This window comes from Bradyrhizobium sp. MI1.10, from assembly GCF_055811035.1.
The window spans coordinates 103,669-121,340 of record NZ_JBVVPN010000021.1 but is presented as its reverse complement, the minus strand read 5'-3'; the positions used below and the strand labels follow the sequence as shown (position 1 = coordinate 121,340).

Genomic DNA, 17,672 nt, shown 5'->3' with positions numbered 1-17,672 from the left:
GTAACGTGCGAGGCTGTCATGGCAGAGAAGCATACCGCCGATCCGGCAGAGATCATGCGGGCGACCGGTCATCCTGAGCTGGAATACGCCGCCGGCTGGACCATCGCCGGTCTGGTCACGATCGGCACCATCGTCGCCGCCTGGGTGTTCGCGATCTAGCCCATTGGAAACTGGAGCTCGAATGCCGCGCCGTCCTCGGTCGGCTTGAGCCTGATCGAGCCGCCATGGCTCGCCATCACCGCGCGCGCGATCGCGAGCCCCATCCCGGTGCCGCCCTGGTCGCGGCGGGTGGTGAAGAACGCGTCGAAGATCCTGTCGCGGTTCGGCGCCGAGATCGGATCGCCGTCATTGCTCACGGTCAGACGCAGGGTCGTGCGCTCGTCGATCGCCTCCAGCCTGATTGTCCCGGCGTTGTGCCGCATCGCATTGTCCGCGAGGTGCGACAGCACGATCAGCGCCTTCTCAGCCGACATGCCGATCATCAGGTCAAGGCTGCCGCTGGCCTCGATTGAGCTCGCTGGAAACCGGCTCCTGAGGTCGGCAATCACGGGCGCCAATTCGGTGCGCTCGTTTTGCGGCAGGCTTTCGGCACGCGCGAGTTCGCGCAGCCGCTGCGCCATCGCTTCCAGCCGCTTTGTGTCGGACAGGATATTGGCGATGAACGTCTCCTGCTCGGTGGGCGTCAGGCTCCCCGCTTTGCCCTGAACCGAATCCTGCAACAGCTCGGCGGCGCCCTTGATCGAGGTCAGCGGCGATTTCAGTTCGTGGGTGAGGTGGGCCGAGAAGGTCGCGATATAGTCCGAGCGCCTTGCGAGCTGCTCGGCCATGCCGAGAAAGCTGTGCGAGAGTTGCGCGAACTCGCGTGTGCCGTAATGTCGGAGCGGCCTGAACGCCTCGCGGTCGCCGCGGCCTATTCTGGTGGCGCGATCGATCAGCTCGCGCATCGGCAGCGTGATGGTGCGCGAGAATACGAGGCCGATCGCGATGGTGCCGAGAATCACGGCAAGCCCCGCCAGCACGAACTTGGCCCGCTCCTGGTAGAGATGGTCGAAGATGTTGCTTGGGGTCCGCGTCGTGTAGATCACCCCCGCGACGCGGTTGTTGACGATGACAGGCATCGCCGAAAACACGTGGACGCCGAGGCCGCGGCTGAAGGAATAGATCGACGGCGGCGGCTTGTCCGGCACGCGGTTGCGCAAGGTGGCGCGGTATTGGCCGTGCAGCGCGTCGGCGACCTCCTCGATATGGGCGAGCGATTGCCCGACCTCCTGCCGCCCGGCGATCACCACGCCTTGGGGATCGAGGATGCGAAAGCCTGCCAGCGTCACCTTCTGGGTCTCGCGGATGATCGGCGTCAGCTTCGCGCCGATCTCGACATAGGCGGGTTGCGCCGGCTGGGCCGCCGCCAGCGCCTCGGGTCGCCGCCGCAGCAAGTCATTGGCGGTGAGGTCGAGCGCGGGGCGGATCGGGGTGACCTGGTCGCCGGGGTCAGGCAGCACGTTCGGCGGCACCTCGGCGCCGAGCGTGAGGCCACTGTCGAGCCTTGCCGTGACCTCCTGCGCATAGATCGTCGCGAGCACGCGGCTCTGCGCGATCAGCTCGGCCTGGGTCTGGCGGATCAGCTGGTTGTCGTAGAGACGGAAGAAGAACAGGCCGACCAGCGGCAGCACGCCGACGGTCGCCAGCACCGTGAAGATCACCAGGGTAAGCGACGGCCGCCATTTGTCGGGCGCCGCGCTCATGCGTCCTTCTCGCAGCGGCCGAGCTTGAAGCCGACGCCGTGAATGGTCTCGATGACGTTGTCACAGGCCAGCGCCGCGAGCTTGGCGCGGATGTTGCGAATGTGGCTGTCGATGGTGCGGTCGGAGACCTGGATGTTGAGCTGGTAGGCGGCCCGCATCAGCTGCTCGCGATTGAAGACCGAGGTCGGCCGGGTCAGGAACGCGCGCAAGATGCCGAATTCGATCGCGGTCAGCTTCAGCGGCGTGCCGGCGAAGGACGCGACATGCTGCTCGGGATCGACCAGGAGGCCGCCTTGCGCAAGTGCTGACGGCCCGGCCTTGGCCTCGCCATTGCGGGGGCTGAGGCGGCGCAGGATGACGTTGACCCGCGCCACCAGCTCGCGCGGACTGAAAGGCTTCGTCACGTAGTCGTCGCCGCCGATCTCGAGGCCGAGGATGCGGTCGATCTCCTCGTCGCGCGCCGACAGGAACAGGATCGGCACGTCGGAGCCTTTGCGCACCTCGCGGCAGACGTCGAGGCCGTCGAACTCGGGCATGCCGATGTCGAGTACGATCAGGTCGGGCTTGTCGGCGGCAAAGCGGCTCAGCGCCTCCTTGCCGTCGCGCGCCTCGATCACGTCCATGCCGGCTTTCTTCAAGGCAACGCGGATGACCTCGCGGATGTGACCCTCGTCGTCGACGATGAGAATGCGGTGCGCCAAGAATCTCTCCGCTGCCTCGTTAGCCCGTCGGCCGAGCTTTCGCCAGCGCGTCCAGCCTGCGCTGGAGTCGCCAATTCCGGAAGCCCCAGCTCCGCCAGGCCAGATCCTGAAGCTGGACTTCTACAAGCCGATCGCGCCGCGACACAAGGCAGTTGTCGTCCGACCGATGAGCGATGACCTTGTCGAGGGCAGGCAGCGCCTGCGGTCCAAGTGTGAAGAGGTAGTTGGCATCGATGTTCAAGCCCTTACCCGACATTTCGTTGCTGTGGCTCAGATTATAGTCGGCGATGAACGCATCGAAGTTCACCAGCGAGCAGCCATACAGCGTGATCGTTAACGCGATCAGATTGGCGCCGACGAGCCATTGGTTTGACCTGTCGAGCACGATGCGGGCGACGATCAGGATCAGTCCGAGCGCCACCAGCCCCATCCAGATGAAGGCCGCGATGCGCCAATAGGTCAGCATGTAGATGTCGACGTACAGATCGAGGCGAAGGATGGAGGAGGCGACGAGAAGAACGTTCTGCCCCACCCAGAGATAAACCAGCGGCCGCATGATCTTCGATTTCTCCGCCGGCCCGCCCGGACGCATCGCGACCAGCACAAAGGCGGCGGCAAGCAGCGCGGTGGCGATCAGCGGGTAGGCGCCGCGATGGGCGTAGGCCGCATAAGTCATGTTGGCCGGCAGCGCGACATGGCCCCAGAGGTAGATGCCGTCGAGAATGGACTGTGCCGCGAACAGCAGATTGAACAGGATCAGCGAGCGCAGGATGGTGGAGGGGCCCAGGAACTCAGCCGAGACTTGGGACGGCAGTGGCGGCGGCACGGGGCCATCGACGATCGTCGTTGTGGCAATCGTCTTGCGCCGCCAGCGCACATGGATGAACGGCCAGACGAGCGCCAGCATCATGGTCCAGAACAGCACGCGCGGGATGCTGACATAGTCGAGGATGAGCTTTGGATTGAGCAGGAACACCCACTGCTCGATCAGCGGATTGGCTGCGGCGAACAATGCGGTGAAGACCGCGCCCAGCGCTGCAGGCAGAAGCCAGAGTGCGATGCTCCGAGTGAGTGCCGACATGTTGAAGATTTGAAGTGCATCGGGGAAGACCCTGAAGGGATTGATCAGGACAAAGTTTCGCAGCGCGCGGGTGCGGTCGGCGAGCCCGGTCGTCTCCGGATTGGTCGCGAGCAGGAGGGCGATGACCAGCGCTGCCACGAGGATTGGAAACGAGAGCGTGTTGAGCTCTTCCGCGGCCGGAACGAGACCAAGCGCAACGATCGCGCCGCCAATCGCAGCACGCCGATGATCCAGCGTCGCGTGGTTGGCGAGCAGCGAGGCGCAGGCGATCGCGATGGCCATGATCACCAGTGACAGCCCCAATCGCTGCCCGTAGAGCAGAAAGTCGGCGAGCGCGGCGAGCACCAATGCCAACGCGAGCTTTGCCGACAGCGCCGAAGGCCTGATCGGTTTGATTTCCGTCGTCGACGTCGAAGCCAGGCTCGTCATGTCCAGATGACCTTTCGTGAATGGTGGCATCACGAAGTCTGAACGTCGTTTGTGCAGAAGGCGGGATCGTCGTCTGCATGGCTTCAGGAGTCTTTTGCAGATTTCGTGCAGGCGCGGTTTTGGTCCTCGCGCGGCGCAAATCGCTTTGATAGGTGCGATGCGTTCATCACTTTGGGCGTGACGCAATCATGCAGCTCCTCAATCGCATCGGTCTCATCCTGCTCTGGCTCGCCGCGCCTCTCGTCGCATTCATGGCCGCGAACAAGAATGATCCTTATCTGCTCGTGCTGCGGGGCGGCGGAAACATCGCGCTTGTCGTCACAAGCATCGTGATCGTCATCGTGCTGCTGCGCAGGGGGCGCTGGCGCACAATCGCCGGCAGGCTCCTCGTCATGCTCTGGTGCGTTCCGCCGCTCCTGATGTCGGCGGCGCACCTGAAATTCGAACTGCGCAAGCACGATGTTCTTGCCGCCAGTGCGGCCGAGGCGCGTCAGCTCGGACCTCACTTCGTGGTCGGTTATTCCTCCTTCCCGGAGATCGCGCGCCTTGCCGAGCAAGGATTGATCGGCGGCATCTACGTCACCCGGCACAACATCCGGGGTCGGACCGTGGAGGCGCTGCGTGCCGAGATCGCGGCGCTCCAGGACAAGCGGCGAGCCGCCGGCCTGCCGGCGCTGGTCGTCGCCGCGGACCAGGAGGGCGGCATCGTCGGGCATCTTGCGCCGCCGTTGACGAAGCTGCCGGCGCTGGCGACGCTTGCCGGGCTTGCCCCCGATGACCAGCAGGCCAAAGCAGCAGGGTTCGGCCGCATCCACGGACGTGAACTCGCCGGGCTCGGCGTCAACCTCAATCTTGCACCAGTGCTCGATCTCAAACCGCCGGTCCGGCGCAATCGCCTCGACTTTCACACACTCATCGGTCAGCGCGCGATTGCGACCGATCCGGCCGTCGTCGGCGCGATCGCGAGCGCTTATGTGCGTGGGCTGGAAGAATCCGGCGTCGGTGCCACGCTCAAGCATTTTCCCGGCATCGGCCGCGTTCGCACCGACACGCATCATTTCAGCGCCAATCTCGACACGCCGGTGAAGGAGTTGGAAGCAACCGACTGGCTTCCGTTCCGCGAGGTGCTGTCGCATTCGCGCAGCGCGCTCATGGTCGGGCACGTCACGCTCACGGCCGTCGATCCCGACCGAGCTGCCTCGCATTCGAAGCGCGTCGTCGAGGGGATCATTCGCGACAAATGGGGCTATAAGGGCGTCGTCATGACCGACGATCTCGTGATGGGGGCGATCTACCAGCGCGACGTCTGCCGGGCCGTTGTCGAGGCTATCAACGCGGGCGTCGATCTGCTGCTGGTCGCCTATGACGGCGCGCAATTCTACCGGATTTTCGCTTGCGCCCTGGATGGATCACGGCAAGGCAAGCTCGATATGGCGATGCTGCGCGCGAGCCAAGCGCGGCTCGCGCGGGGTTTCCCGTCCGAGCAGGCGCGAGCCGCCTCACGCCCCGTGAGCGTCGCCCGCCAAAACTAGCCCTTCGCGAACTGACGGTAGTCCGGCTCGCGATGAAACCAGAACTCGTAACCGGTGATGGCCTTCTGCATGGCGACATCGTGGATCGGCTGGTTGAGCGGGACGACGGGAACATCGCGCATGCAGAGCGCGATGAAATCCTTCACGGCCTTGTCGTACTCGGCAGCATCCGTGGTGAACCGTGCCTTGTCGATCAGCGCGTCCATTTCCTTGTTCTGGTAGGAGGAGATGTTGAAGATCGAATTGTTGCCGTGGAAATTCCAGTAGAAGTAGTATTCGGGATAGTCGAGCCAGCCGCTGAAGCGGTTGAGCGCCAGAGGCAGCTCTTTCTTGTTCAGCGTCGTGCGCCAGTTCGCGCCGGGGATCTTCTCGATCGCCGCCTTGATGCCGATCTTGGCGAGACTTTCCTGGATCAGGATCGCGGTCGGCTCGCCGACCGTGGCGGTACCGGTGTCGAGCGACAACGTTGTCTCCAAGCCGCTTTCGAATCCCGCCTCCTTCATCAACGCCTTGGCCTTGTCGAGATCGGTGACGTAGGGAAACGCCTGCGGCCAGACCGGCTTTGAGACGTCTGCTGCTCCGCCATACATGGGAACGGCACGCCCGAAGAACGCGCTGTTCTGGATCTGCTCATACGGCATCGCCCAGGCGACGGCTTGGCGCAGCTTCACATTGTCGAACGGCGGCTTTGCCGTGTTGAGCGCGACGGACCAGAGCGCGTTCGGGATCGGCACGCCCGAAACCTTGACCTTACCCTCCTTGATGATCTGCTCGAAGTCACGCGGTGCAAAGCCGCTGGAAATGTCCGCATCACCCCGCTCCAGCATGGCGCGGCGGGTGCCGGCGGAAGGGACGTCGCGCGCGATCACGCGCCGGAGCTTCGGGAGAGGTCCGCTCTTCCAATCGTCGAAGCGCGCCAGCACGGTCTCGCTGCCCGGTTTCCAGCTTTCGATCCTGTAAGCGCCGCCGCCGGCCTCGTTGTTCCTGAGCCACGCCAGTGCCCACGGGTCTTCCGCCGTCGCGTTCTTTTTCGCAAGCTCCGAGTTGATGATGAAGGGCACGACCACCGCGACGTTGAACAGCAGCATCTTGTCCTTGCGCACATAGTCGATGCGGAAGGTGTGATCGTCGACCACGATAAACTGCTCGGGTTTTTCCAGCGATCCCGCCGACATCTGGAAGGTCGGAAAGCCGCCGACCTTCACCGCGCGGTCGAACGACCATTTGACGTCTTTCGCCGTGACCGCCGTGCCGTCGTGGAATTTCGCGTCCTTTCGCAATTTGAAAGTGCAGGACATGCCGTCGGCCGCAACCTCGAAGCTCTCGGCGAGTTCAGGCGCGAGCGTTTCGCGGTCATAGGACAGCGTGCCGTCGGGGAGCGTCTTGGAGGCGTAGCTCAGCAGGCGATCGTAGCAATTCCAGGACAGCCCGTTCACGGTTTGGTTGGAGCCGACGCCCTGCATGTCGAGCGAGTTCGGCCCGAGTTCCTGCACCACCAGCAGCGTCTCGCTGCGCCCTTGCGCCGTGGCAAAGCGCGGAGCGAGGGCGGTCATTCCGGCGAGGCCGAGGCCGCCGAGCACGCCGCGACGGTTTAGTTCGAATGATGATGCGCTCATGGGTGCCCCACTCTTGAGAAATTTGCACCATAAAGAGGCAAGGCGCATGCCATCGGCCGCGCTTCACGGCGTCGCATCCCGTGCGGATCTCAGTCCTACGGCGTCACCGCTCCGCGGCGCACGGCGCGCGGGGCGGTCAGCTCTTTCCAAGTGGAATTGGCGACATGCACCGGCGAGAACGCCGGGCGCTCGACATAATGGCCGTCACCGGCCTCGGCGCGCAGATCGCCATCCTTCCAGACGATTCGGCCGCGCGACAGCGTCGCCGCCGGTCCGCCGGTGCAGGAAAAGCCCTCGAACACGTTGTAGTCGATCCGGCTCATCTGCCGCTTCGCGCTGATGGTCCTGCTCGCCTTGGGGTCCCAAACCACGACATCCGCGTCCGATCCGACGGCGACCGCGCCTTTGCGCGGATAGATGTTGAGGATGCGGGCGATGTTCGCCGAGGTCACCGCGACGAACTCTTCCTTGGTCAGCCGTCCTGTTGCAACGCCCGCTGTCCACAGCAGCGCAAGACGATCTTCGAGGCCGCCGGTGCCGTTCGGGATCTTTCTGAAATCGCCGAGCCCGAATCGTTTCTGCTCGGTAGTGAAGGCGCAGTGGTCGGTCGCGACCACTTGCAGCGAGCCGGCTTGGAGACCGGCCCAAAGACTATCCTGATGCGACCTGTCGCGGAACGGCGGCGACATCACGCGCTGCGCGGAATGATCCCAATCCTTGTTCTGATATTCACCGGCGTCCAGCAGCAAGTGCTGGATCAGCGGCTCGCCATAGACGCGCTTGCCAGCTGCGCGTGCCCGCGCGATCGCCTCATGCGCTTCGCGGCAGCTCGTGTGTACGATGTAGACTGGCGTCCCCGTCATGTCGGCGATCATGATGGCGCGGTTGGTGGCTTCGCCCTCGACCTCCGGTGGCCGTGAATACGCGTGTCCCTCTGGCCCGGTGACACCGCGCGCGATCAGCGCCTCCTGCATCAGGGCGACGACGTCGCCGTTCTCCGCATGCACGACGGGCATGGCGCCGAGATGGGCGCAGCGGGCGAACGAGTTGTAGAGCTCGTCGTCGTTCACCATCAGCGCGCCCTTGTAGGCCATGAAGTGCTTGAAGGTGTTGATGCCGTAGGTTTTGACCACGGTCTCCATCTCGTCATGGATCTGCTTCGACCAGGATGTTACGGCCATGTGGAAGCCGTAGTCGGAGGCCGCCTTCTCGGATTTGTGCCGCCACTCCTGATAGGCCGCGAGCATCGACTGGCCGGGATCGGGCAGACAGAAATCCACTACCATGGTGGTGCCACCGGCCAGCGCCGCCTTAGTCCCTGATTCGAAATCGTCCGCGGTGACAGTGCCCATGAACGGCATTTCGAGATGGGTGTGCGGATCGATGCCGCCCGGGATGACGTAGGCGCCGCCGGCATCGATGATCTCGCTGCCGGTGGGCGCGTCGAGCGATTGCCCGACCGCGACGACGGTCGCGCCGTCGATTAGCACGTCCGCGCGGCGCGAATGATCATGATTGACGACGGTGCCGCCGCGGATGAGGAGGGGCATTGGATGCTCCGGAGAGGGAAGTGGACCTCGCGAAGCTAAGCGCGCTGCATGGGATGTGACAGGTGAAATTTTAGCCAGTCGCCGCCGACAGTTGAGCTGTGCGCTCTCAGCCTCTACGCCGCCCGCGCGATCAGCCCGTCGATCATCGCGCGCACCAAGCCCGCGATTTCCGCCCGAAGCGCCGGTAGCGGTACCGCGACCAGCTTCTGCTCCAGCCCCAGCGCCGCCATGCCATGCACCGCCGAGAACAGGCTGCGCGCAGTGATGCCGAGCTCCTCCCGACCGCGTTTTGGAAACAGCGCGGCCAGCGGCTCGTGGACGTGGCGGAACAGCTGCATCTGGTCGTCGATGGACCAATCAGGAAGGGGCTTGTCGGCGTCCATGCGGTGCTCGAACAGAGCGCGCCACAGTTCGAGATTTTCCGCGGCGAAATCGCAATAGGCGAGGGCGATGCGGACCAGCCTCCCCTGCGGCGACGGCTCGCCCGTGCTTTCCGCCGTGCTCAGGGCCTGGTCGAGCCGAAGCAAAGTGCGCGAGCCCACGCGCAGGATCAGCTCGTCCACATCGGCGACGAGATTGTAGACCGCGCCGTTGGCGCAGCCGATCTCGCGGGCGAGATCGCGGGTTTTCAGGCCCGCCAATCCCTTCTCGGCGAGCATTCGTTCCGCCGCCAAGATCAGATCGGATCGAAGTTTCTCTCTGCGTTCCAATGCCTTAGCCATTTGCAATCAAATTTCTGAGCGCTGCTCAAACATTTCTTGAACGAAGTTCAAGTTTCTTGCTACAAACAAACGTGAGCAGCGCTCATAACAGGGAGCCAACAATGTTCAAGACCGTAGTGACACTTTTCCGCGGCAGCGTGGCCGCCGCCGGCGAGGAGCTGGAAGACCGGACGGCCCTTCTGATCCTCGATCAACAGATGCGCGACGCGGCAGCCGCCCTCGAGCGTGGCAAACGGACCCTGGCGCTGGCGATCGCGCAGGACCAGCAAGAAGGTCGCAAGCTCGAGGCGACCGTCGCCCGCATCGCCGATCTCGAGACGCGCGCGGTTGCGGCGCTCGACGGCGGCCGCGAGGATCTCGCCAACGATGCCGCCGAAGTCATCGCAGGCCTGGAGGCCGATCGCGATGCAGCGCTGACGGCACGCGCCTTGTTCGCAACCGAGATTGCGCGGCTGAAGCGGCACGTCGCAAGCGCGCAAGCCCGCATCACCGAGCTCGACCGCGGCCGCCGCGTCGCCCGTGCCTCGGAAGCGGTGCGCTCGCTTCGCCGCAGCGGCATCGAGGCGGCACGCCCCTACGAATCCACGCTGCCGGAGGCGGAGAGCACTTTGAGGCGTCTTCGTGAGCGGCAGATGGAAGCCCAGGCCGCTGACGACGCGCTGGTCGAGCTCGACGCGGCCACCGGCCCGCGCGCCACCGCCGAAAAACTCGCCGAGCAGGGTTTTGGCCCCCGGCTCAAGACGACCGCAGACGACGTGCTGGCGCGGTTGAAGTCCAAGCGCACGCCGACTGTCTGATCCCGAACCCATCGTCATTCGAACCAACAGGAGACCATCATGAACCAGAATGGCCAGCCCCACAGCGGCGCCTGGGTGACCTTCACTTACGTGTCCTTCGCAGCCTCCGCCTTTCTCGTCGCCATCGGCATCTTCTTCCTGCCGATCGATTTCTGGATGAAGGGCTATCTCACCATGGGTGTTGTGATGCTGATCCAGACCTGCGTCACCCTGACCAAGACCATCCGCGACAATCACGAAAGCAGCCGGATGGTAAACCGCATCGAGGATGCCAAGGCGGAACGTCTGCTGATGGAAGTCTCCAAGGCCGCTTGACGGGCATAGACAATCCGCAAGGAAGCAGCGGAGCAATGCGCTCCGCGGCTTCGGCGCCGGAACGCATGTCGCCACACCTCATATCGCGCCTGCGAAATGCAACAGAGCCATGACGATCGCGCGGGCGTGCGCTCTTGCGCAACCGCACGGGCAGGGGCAGTCTTCACAGGCGGCGCACAAGAACGCCGCCAATAAGATGTGCTTACAAGATCTCGGCGAGGAACCTCATGGCAGCGACGCGGATCGACTGCGACATCCACCCGGCGGTTGGTGGCACGCGCACGACGCTACTGCCCTATCTCAGCGATCACTGGAAAGAGCAGGTCGTGAGCCGCGCCATCGACGGGCTCGATCTCACCTCCTATCCGCCCAGCATGCCGCTAAGCGGCCGCGCCGACTGGCGTCCGGCGAACGGCACAAAGCCCGGTTCCGATCTCGCGATGGTGCAGAAGGGCGCGTTCGAGCAGTTGGGTGCCAGTCACGCGATCATCAACGTGCTCTATGGCGCGCAGGCCGTGTTCGACCCCTACATGGCGGCCGACTTCTGCAAGGCGATCAACGACTGGATCGCCACTGAGTGGCTGTCGCGCGATCCGCGCTTGCGTGCCTCGATCGTGGTGCCGATGCAGGACCCGGATCTGGCGGTCGAGGAGATCGAGCGCCGCGCCGGCGATCACCGCTTCGTCTCTATCCTCGTGCTGGCGCAGGGCGAGACGCTCTTGGGACGGCGGCATTTCTGGCCGGTCTATCGGCTCGCGGAAAAGTACAAGCTGCCGCTCGCGATCCACGCCGGCACGCAATATCGGCAGGCGCCGAGCTCGGCCGGATGGCCGTCGCACCGCTACGAATATTACTTCGTCGAGGCACAGGCATTTCAGGCGCAGATCTTGAGCCTGATCTATGAGGGCGTGTTCGGCAAGTTTCCGAATCTCAAAGTCGTGCTGATGGAATCCGGCGTGAGCTGGCTGCCGGCCTTCATGTGGCGAGCCAACAAGACCTGGCGCGGGGTGCGCGTCGAGGTGCCCTGGGTCGAGCGCGAGCCGGCTGCGATTATTCGCGACAATTTTCGCGTCACCATGCAGCCGTTCGATGCGCCGGGTGACGTCAGAAGCGTTGAGGAGATCATCGACCAGATCGGTTCTGAGAAGATGTTCCTGTTCGCGTCCGACTATCCGCATTGGCAGTTCGACGGCGACGATCCGATCCCGCCGAACCTGCCGAACAGCATCATCTCGAAGATGTGCGTGGACAACCCGCTGGAGACGTTTCCGCGGCTGTCGCTCGCTAACTGACCTTGGAGGTTTGCATGAGTGAGGTCATCGACCGCCCGCTGCGGGAAGACGAGAAGCCCGCCGCTTCGCGGCTGCGCATCGTCGATTGCGACGTCCATCCGAGTCTGCATTCGTTCGACGATCTCAACGAGTTCCTGCCAAAGCGCTGGCAGCAGCATCTGAAGGAATATGGCAGCCATTTGCGCACGCCCTATCTGTTCACCACGCCCTATCCGCGCTCTTCGCCGCTGATCGCGCGCCGCGATGCGTGGCCGCCGACGGGCGGGCCGCCCGGTTCGGATCTCGCCTTCATGCAGAAGCAGCATCTCGATCCGCTCGACGTCGAGTTCGGGATTTTGCAGGTGCTCGATCTCTTCATCTTCTCGCAGCAGAACCTCGAATTCGGCGCCGCAATCCAGCGTGCCATCAACGATTGGCAGCTGGCGTTCTGGTCGCATCGCGACCCGCGCCTGAAGGCTTCGATCCTGGTCGGGCAGGACGGTGTTGATCTCGCCATCGCCGAGATCGAACGCTGCGCGAAAATCGGCGAATACGTCCAGATCAACGTCTCGCCGCGCGCCAACGAGCCGCTGGGCCGTCGCCGCTACTGGCCGATCTACGAGCGTGCCCAGGAACTAGGTCTGCCGCTCGGCATCCATGTCGGCGGCTATGGCGGGCATGCGCCGACCGGTGGCGGCTGGCCGTCCTATTACGTCGAGGAACACCAGTCCAACGCGCACACCATTGCGGCGCAGCTTGCCAGTCTCGTGATCGAGGGTGTGCCGGAGCGTTTTCCGAAATTGAAGTTTGTCTTCATCGAGGGCGGCTTCGGTTGGATTCCGTCCGCGGTGTGGCGAATGGACCAGCATTTCGAGCGCTTCCGCAGCGAGGTGCCGCATCTCAAGCGCAAGCCGTCGGAATATGTCCGCGGGCATTTCTGGTTCACGACGCAACCGATCGACGAGCCTGACGAAGCCCGCCACCTGCGCTCTCTGATCGAATGGGTTGGCATCGATCGTCTCCTGTTCTCGTCGGACTATCCGCACTGGGATTTCGACGATCCGCGCTTCGCCTTCAAGACGCCGCTGACGGAGGCCGAGCGAAAGAAGATCTTCAGCACCAATGCCCGCGCGGTCTACAAGTTCTGAGAAGGTCTGCACGGTATGGCCCGTCACATCGTCGCGTCCACCTCGGAGATCCCACCCGGTGGCAACAAGGTGGTCGATGTCGCCGGCCGCGACATCGTCGTGTTCCACGTCCATGGCGAGTTCTTCGCGCTGCTGAACCGCTGCCCGCACGAAGGCGCGCCGCTGGAGAAAGCGGCGTGCGTGGCGCGGCTGACCTCGCCCGAGCCCGGCATCTATCAGCGCTCGCGCGTCGGCGAGATGCTGCGCTGTCCCTGGCACGGCTGGGAGTTCGACATGCGCAACGGCCAGTCGTGGTTCGATCCGAAGCGCGTCAAGATAAGGTCATATCCGGTCGCTGTGGAGCGCGGCGAGGAACTCCAGAAAGGCCCGTATGTTGCCGAGACCTTTCCGGTGCATGTCGAGGACAGCTACGTGATTGTGGAGGTCTGAGCAGCCGTTTCGGATTGTGATTTTGCCGCAGGTGGGATAAGCCTCGCCCGCATTTATGGCGGAGACGAGCTTTGTCGAAACAATCCCTGCGTGAGGAGGCCGAGCGCCTGATCCGCGAATCGATGGAAAAGAAAACCGTCGTCGTCAAGCAGGGTGATACCCGCATCGAGGCCGTCTGCGGTAAATGCGGCGCCCCGAACCGTGTGCAGGCGCCAAAGGGCCAGACCCGCATCAAGTTCGCCTGCAAGAATTGCGGGCATCAGCAAGAGACGCTGTAGAGCGCCCCCTGTGTAAACCCTCATCCTGAGGAGCCCGCCGGAAGCGGGCGTCTCGAAGGATCGAGGCCCAACCGGGCCTGCATCGTTCGAGACGCGCGTTCCGCGCTCCTCACCATGAGGATCAAACAGCCTAATTCCCCTTCACGAACTTCGCGAATGCATCCGCATGGTCCGGATGCCAGCGTGACAGCGGCGGGCGGTTCTCCACGATGTCACCGGCGGCCCACAGCATGCGCTTTTCGTCGAGCGCGCGCGGGACGTCGTTGTCCGGGCACAGGATGTAGAAATCGCCGGCCTCCAGCCGCGCCAACATGAAATCCACGGTCTGCTCGGCCGTCCAGGCGCCGGCCGGCTTCTCTGTCCGGCCCTTCGCGGTAAGGGCCGTGAAGACGAAGCCGGGAATCAGCAGATGCGCGGTGATGCGGCAACCCGCAGTGTTCCGCAACTCGTGCTGCAGCGCTTCCGTAAAGGCCTTCACGCCGGCCTTGGAGACGTTGTGGGCGGGATCGCCGGGCGGGGTGGTGATGCCCTGCTTCGAGCCGGTGTTGATGATGAGCCCCGCCCTGCCGCGCGCGATCATGTTGGGCGCGAAGATGCGCGAGCCAGTGATGATGCCCCACATGTTGACGCCGATAATGCGCTGCCAATTGTCGGGTTCGCCGAACAACGTGCTGCCGGGCTGGATGCCCGCATTGTTCATGAGGATGTCGGTGCCGCCGAAGCGCTCGCGCACGGCGCGCTCGAGTTCCGCCACGCTCTCGGCCTTGCTGACGTCGATCGCGAAGGGCATCACATGTGTGGCGGACGTCAGGGATGAGAGTCTTGTTGCGGCGTCCGCCAGCCGCGTTTGATCCACATCGGCGATACACACTTTCATGCCGTTCCGCGCGAAGGCTGCTGCGGCGGCGAATCCGATGCCGGACGCACCGCCGGTGATCACGGCTACATTGTCTTTGACGATCGCGGGATGCGGCATGGTTCGGTCTCCGGGGGAGGGGCTCGGTCGTGCCATAACACGACACTTGCGCGACCCTGCACAAGTCGGCATGGGAGGTCTTCGTTCCGCACCGACTTTGCGCCTCTCCTTTACGCCTGTCCGGCATCGCAGTATTCTATCGACCTAACGATCCCGCCCAGATCGAACCAATCAATCATTGACAGGGAGTTCAGCCATGGCTGTGTCGCAGGCTATTCCAATCACGCGCCACCCGTTCGCCAACGGGTCCTACAAGCAGATGCTGATCGACGGGAAGTGGGTCGATGCTGCCTCCGGCAAGCGCTTCGAGACCCATAACCCCGCGACCGGCGAACTGCTCGCAACCGTTGCCGAGGGCGACAAGGAAGATATCGACCGTGCGGTCGCTGCCGCTCGCCGCGCCTTCGAAGGGCCCTGGAGCAAGGTCAAGCCGTTCGAGCGGCAGAACCTGCTGCTGAAGCTTGCCGACCTCGTCGAGAAGAATTTCGACGAATTGTCGCAGCTCGACACGCTCGACATGGGCGCGCCGCTCAGCCGTACCCGCGCCTATCGTCTGCGCGCCGTCGGCATGTTGCGCTATTATGCCGGCCAGACCACAGCGATCCATGGCGAGACCATCGAGAACTCGCTGCCCGGCGAAATCTTCTCCTACACACTGAAGGAGCCGATCGGCGTCGTCGGCGCCATCATTCCCTGGAATGGTCCGCTGACCGCGACGATCTGGAAGATCGGCCCGGCGATCGCGACCGGCTGCACCGTCGTGCTCAAGCCCGCCGAAGAAGCGCCGCTGACGTCGCTGCGCATCGCCGAGCTCGCGATGGAAGCGGGCGTCCCGCCCGGCGTCATCAATGTCGTGCCTGGCTTTGGCGAGACCGCGGGCGCGGCGCTTGCCGCACATCACGACGTCGACAAGGTTGCCTTCACCGGCTCGCATGTCACGGGCCAGTCGATCATTCGCGCCTCGGCCGGCAACCTCAAGCGTGTCTCGCTCGAGCTCGGCGGCAAGTCGCCGGACATCGTGTTCGCGGACGCCGATCTCGATGCCGCCGTGCCGGGCGCCGCGATGGCGGTGTTCGCCAATTCGGGGCAAATCTGCAGCGCCGGCACCCGGCTGTTCGTCGAGCAGTCGATCTACGAGGAGTTCGTCGGCCGCGTCGCCGAGTTCGGCAAGAAGCTGCAAGTGGGCAACGGTCTCGACCCCAACACCCAGATCGGACCGCTGGTGTCCGAGCAGCAGCTCGAGCGCGTCACCAGCTATCTCGACATCGGCCAGAAGGAAGGCGCCAAGGCGCTCGCCGGCGGTGGCCGCGTCACCGAAGGCGCGCTTTCAAAAGGCTTCTTCGTCTCGCCGACGGTGTTCGCGGGCGTCCAGGACAATATGCGGATCGCGCAGGAGGAGATCTTTGGACCCGTCATCTCCGCGATCGCATTCAAGGACATGGACGAGCTGGTCAAGCGCGCCAACGCCACCACGTTCGGTCTCGGCTCGGGCCTGTGGACACGGGACGTCAGCAAGGCGCATGCGGTTGCGAAGCGCCTGCGCGCCGGCTCGGTGTGGGTGAATTGCTACCAGGCGATGGACCCGGCAGTCCCCTTCGGCGGCTACAAGATGAGCGGCTACGGCCGCGAATCCGGCAAGCAGCACGTCGAGGAATATCTCAACGTGAAGGCGGTGTGGATCAAGACGGGCTGAGGTCTGTTCTCTTCGCGGATTCCGTGGCAGGGAATATCTGCTTTTGTGGGGGCGGCGCCTTTTCGGGTGGCCGCCCCTCGCTATATGACGCGCATCCTTCCTTAGCCATTCTGGAACCAGCATGAAATTCGAGGCGTTGTTTCAACCGTTGCAGGTCGGTCCGTACAAGCTCGCGCATCGCGTCGCGATGGCGCCATTGACGCGCATGCGGGCCGAGCGCGAGAGCTTTTCGCCGCGGCCGCTCAACGCCGAATATTACGGTCAGCGCGCCACTCAAGGCGGCCTGATCATCGCCGAGGCCTCGCCCGTGCTCTCGCACGGCCGCGGCAATCCGGCGACGCCTGGCATCTATTCGGAGACGCAGATCGCGGGCTGGCGCAAGGTGGTCGACACCGTGCACGCCAAGGGCGGCATCATCTTTCTCCAGCTCTGGCATGTCGGCCGCGTCTCGCATTCCTCCTTCCACGGCGGGGAGCTGCCGGTCTCGGCCTCGGCGATCCCGATCAGGGCCGAAGGCATGAAGGCAATGACCGCCGACGGCAAGATCTCCGACTACGAGACGCCGCGCGCGCTGGACACGGACGAGGTCAAGGGCATCGTCGAGGCGTTCAGGCAGGGCGCGAAGAACGCGTTGGCCGCCGGGTTCGACGGTGTCGAGATCCACGGCGCCAACGGCTATCTGCTCGAGCAATTCCTGCAATCACGCAGCAACCAGCGCACCGATCAATATGGCGGTTCGATCGAGAACCGCGCGCGGCTTCTGCTCGAAGTGACCGAGGCCGCGATCGGGGTCTGGGGCGCGGGCCGCGTCGGCGTGCGGCTGTCGCCCCACGGCATTGCCAATGATTCCGGCGAGCCCGATCCGATGCCGCTCTACACGCACGTGGTCAAGGCGCTTGACAAGCTCGGTCTAGCCTATCTGCATTTCATCGAACCGCTCCAGCGGCTCGGGGCGCGCAGAAGTCAATTGGCAGAACGTGCCCTCGGCGATGCTGCTGTTCCGGCCGCTCTACGGCGGCGTGCTGATGACGGCCGGTGGCTTCAGCGGCGAAACCGCGAATGCGGCGATCGCCGATGGCCACGCCGACCTCATCGCCTTCGGCCGCATCTTCATCTCCAATCCCGATCTGCCGCGGCGCCTGCAGCACGATTACCCTCTCACGCCGTATAACCGTACGACATTCTATGGTGGCGAGGAGAAGGGCTATACGGATTATCCCGTGTATGACGAACTGACGCCGGTCTGACACTGCTGTAGCCCGGATGAGCGAAGCGATATCCGGGGTCTTCACCCAAGCTCTGGTCTTGGCCGCAGGCGCGTGGGGGGATCGGGGGGCCGGCGTTTTTTTTTTGCGGGACCGCGCCCCCCGCAATGGGGATGTGGGGGGGGTG

At 64.1% G+C, this 17,672-nt stretch carries 16 protein-coding genes and 1 pseudogene; 10 read left to right on the top strand and 7 right to left on the bottom strand.

From position 1 onward, the window contains the following. Window positions 1–18 precede the first annotated feature (18 nt). Window positions 19–159, top strand: a complete 141-nt coding sequence (locus tag AC0L3K_RS22750) for a hypothetical protein (RefSeq protein WP_007597071.1) — start codon at window positions 19–21, stop codon at window positions 157–159. Here AC0L3K_RS22750 and AC0L3K_RS22745 read toward each other — a convergent pair. Genes AC0L3K_RS22745 through AC0L3K_RS22735 form a run of 3 tightly spaced genes read right to left on the bottom strand, consistent with a single transcriptional unit; the run spans window position 156 to window position 3,953 of the window. After that, window positions 156–1,742, bottom strand: a complete 1,587-nt coding sequence (locus AC0L3K_RS22745; RefSeq protein ID WP_473366940.1) for an ATP-binding protein — start codon at window positions 1,740–1,742, stop codon at window positions 156–158. The genes AC0L3K_RS22750 and AC0L3K_RS22745 overlap by 4 nt on opposite strands. Beyond that, the gene (locus AC0L3K_RS22740; protein ID WP_219680686.1) at window positions 1,739–2,443 is read right to left on the bottom strand and encodes a response regulator transcription factor; all 705 of its coding nucleotides are present in this window, start codon (window positions 2,441–2,443) and stop codon (window positions 1,739–1,741) included. Before AC0L3K_RS22740 ends, AC0L3K_RS22745 begins: the two co-directional genes overlap by 4 nt. Before the next feature lie 19 nt (window positions 2,444–2,462). Beyond that, complete coding sequence (locus tag AC0L3K_RS22735) at window positions 2,463–3,953, bottom strand: DUF4153 domain-containing protein (RefSeq protein ID WP_354201664.1); 1,491 nt, start codon at window positions 3,951–3,953, stop codon at window positions 2,463–2,465. A gap of 188 nt (window positions 3,954–4,141) precedes the next feature. Here AC0L3K_RS22735 and AC0L3K_RS22730 point away from each other — a divergent pair, with 188 nt between their 5' ends. Next, window positions 4,142–5,485, top strand: a complete 1,344-nt coding sequence (locus AC0L3K_RS22730) for a glycoside hydrolase family 3 N-terminal domain-containing protein (RefSeq protein WP_354201663.1) — start codon at window positions 4,142–4,144, stop codon at window positions 5,483–5,485. On the opposite strand, the gene AC0L3K_RS22725 is transcribed toward AC0L3K_RS22730, so the two are convergent. The 3 genes from AC0L3K_RS22725 to AC0L3K_RS22715 all read right to left on the bottom strand — a co-directional run bounded on the left by AC0L3K_RS22725 (window position 5,482) and on the right by AC0L3K_RS22715 (window position 9,373). Next, the gene (locus AC0L3K_RS22725) at window positions 5,482–7,101 is read right to left on the bottom strand and encodes an ABC transporter substrate-binding protein (protein WP_354201662.1); all 1,620 of its coding nucleotides are present in this window, start codon (window positions 7,099–7,101) and stop codon (window positions 5,482–5,484) included. The two genes, AC0L3K_RS22730 and AC0L3K_RS22725, sit on opposite strands and share 4 nt — an antisense overlap. A 95-nt stretch (window positions 7,102–7,196) precedes the next feature. After that, window positions 7,197–8,651, bottom strand: a complete 1,455-nt coding sequence (gene hydA / locus AC0L3K_RS22720) for a dihydropyrimidinase (protein ID WP_007597060.1) — start codon at window positions 8,649–8,651, stop codon at window positions 7,197–7,199. Window positions 8,652–8,764: 113 nt separating this feature from the next. Then, a complete protein-coding gene (locus tag AC0L3K_RS22715; RefSeq protein WP_473366939.1) occupies window positions 8,765–9,373 on the bottom strand; it encodes a TetR/AcrR family transcriptional regulator in 609 nt (202 codons plus the stop codon). A gap of 101 nt (window positions 9,374–9,474) precedes the next feature. Between AC0L3K_RS22715 and AC0L3K_RS22710 the strand changes: the two genes are divergently transcribed. From AC0L3K_RS22710 to AC0L3K_RS22685, 6 genes are all read left to right on the top strand, one after another. Further along, window positions 9,475–10,170: a PspA/IM30 family protein gene (locus AC0L3K_RS22710; protein WP_007597052.1), complete on the top strand. Its 696-nt coding sequence runs from the start codon at window positions 9,475–9,477 to the stop codon at window positions 10,168–10,170. A 39-nt stretch (window positions 10,171–10,209) separates the two neighbouring features. Continuing rightward, window positions 10,210–10,485: a YiaA/YiaB family inner membrane protein gene (locus AC0L3K_RS22705; protein WP_007597050.1), complete on the top strand. Its 276-nt coding sequence runs from the start codon at window positions 10,210–10,212 to the stop codon at window positions 10,483–10,485. A 227-nt stretch (window positions 10,486–10,712) separates the two neighbouring features. Next, window positions 10,713–11,777 (top strand): amidohydrolase family protein, encoded by a 1,065-nt coding sequence (locus AC0L3K_RS22700; protein WP_007597048.1) that lies wholly within the window; start codon window positions 10,713–10,715, stop codon window positions 11,775–11,777. Between the two features lie 14 nt (window positions 11,778–11,791). Then, window positions 11,792–12,904: an amidohydrolase family protein gene (locus AC0L3K_RS22695; protein ID WP_007597047.1), complete on the top strand. Its 1,113-nt coding sequence runs from the start codon at window positions 11,792–11,794 to the stop codon at window positions 12,902–12,904. 15 nt (window positions 12,905–12,919) lie between these two features. Continuing rightward, entirely contained in the window at window positions 12,920–13,333 is a 414-nt protein-coding gene (locus AC0L3K_RS22690; protein ID WP_007597046.1) for a Rieske (2Fe-2S) protein, read from the top strand. Between the two features lie 71 nt (window positions 13,334–13,404). Beyond that, on the top strand, window positions 13,405–13,611 hold the full coding sequence (locus AC0L3K_RS22685) for a hypothetical protein (protein WP_007615092.1): 207 nt from the start codon (window positions 13,405–13,407) through the stop codon (window positions 13,609–13,611). 130 nt (window positions 13,612–13,741) lie between these two features. Here the strand turns inward: AC0L3K_RS22685 and AC0L3K_RS22680 are convergent, their stop codons facing one another. Then, a complete protein-coding gene (locus AC0L3K_RS22680; protein WP_473366938.1) occupies window positions 13,742–14,587 on the bottom strand; it encodes an SDR family NAD(P)-dependent oxidoreductase in 846 nt (281 codons plus the stop codon). A gap of 196 nt (window positions 14,588–14,783) precedes the next feature. Here AC0L3K_RS22680 and AC0L3K_RS22675 point away from each other — a divergent pair, with 196 nt between their 5' ends. Together AC0L3K_RS22675 and AC0L3K_RS22670 are read left to right on the top strand one after the other, a co-directional pair. Next, window positions 14,784–16,280, top strand: coding sequence for an aldehyde dehydrogenase family protein (locus AC0L3K_RS22675; RefSeq protein WP_007597043.1), 1,497 nt, complete (start codon window positions 14,784–14,786; stop codon window positions 16,278–16,280). A 121-nt stretch (window positions 16,281–16,401) separates the two neighbouring features. Beyond that, window positions 16,402–17,527: pseudogene (locus tag AC0L3K_RS22670) on the top strand (alkene reductase). Window positions 17,528–17,672: the final 145 nt, after the last annotated feature.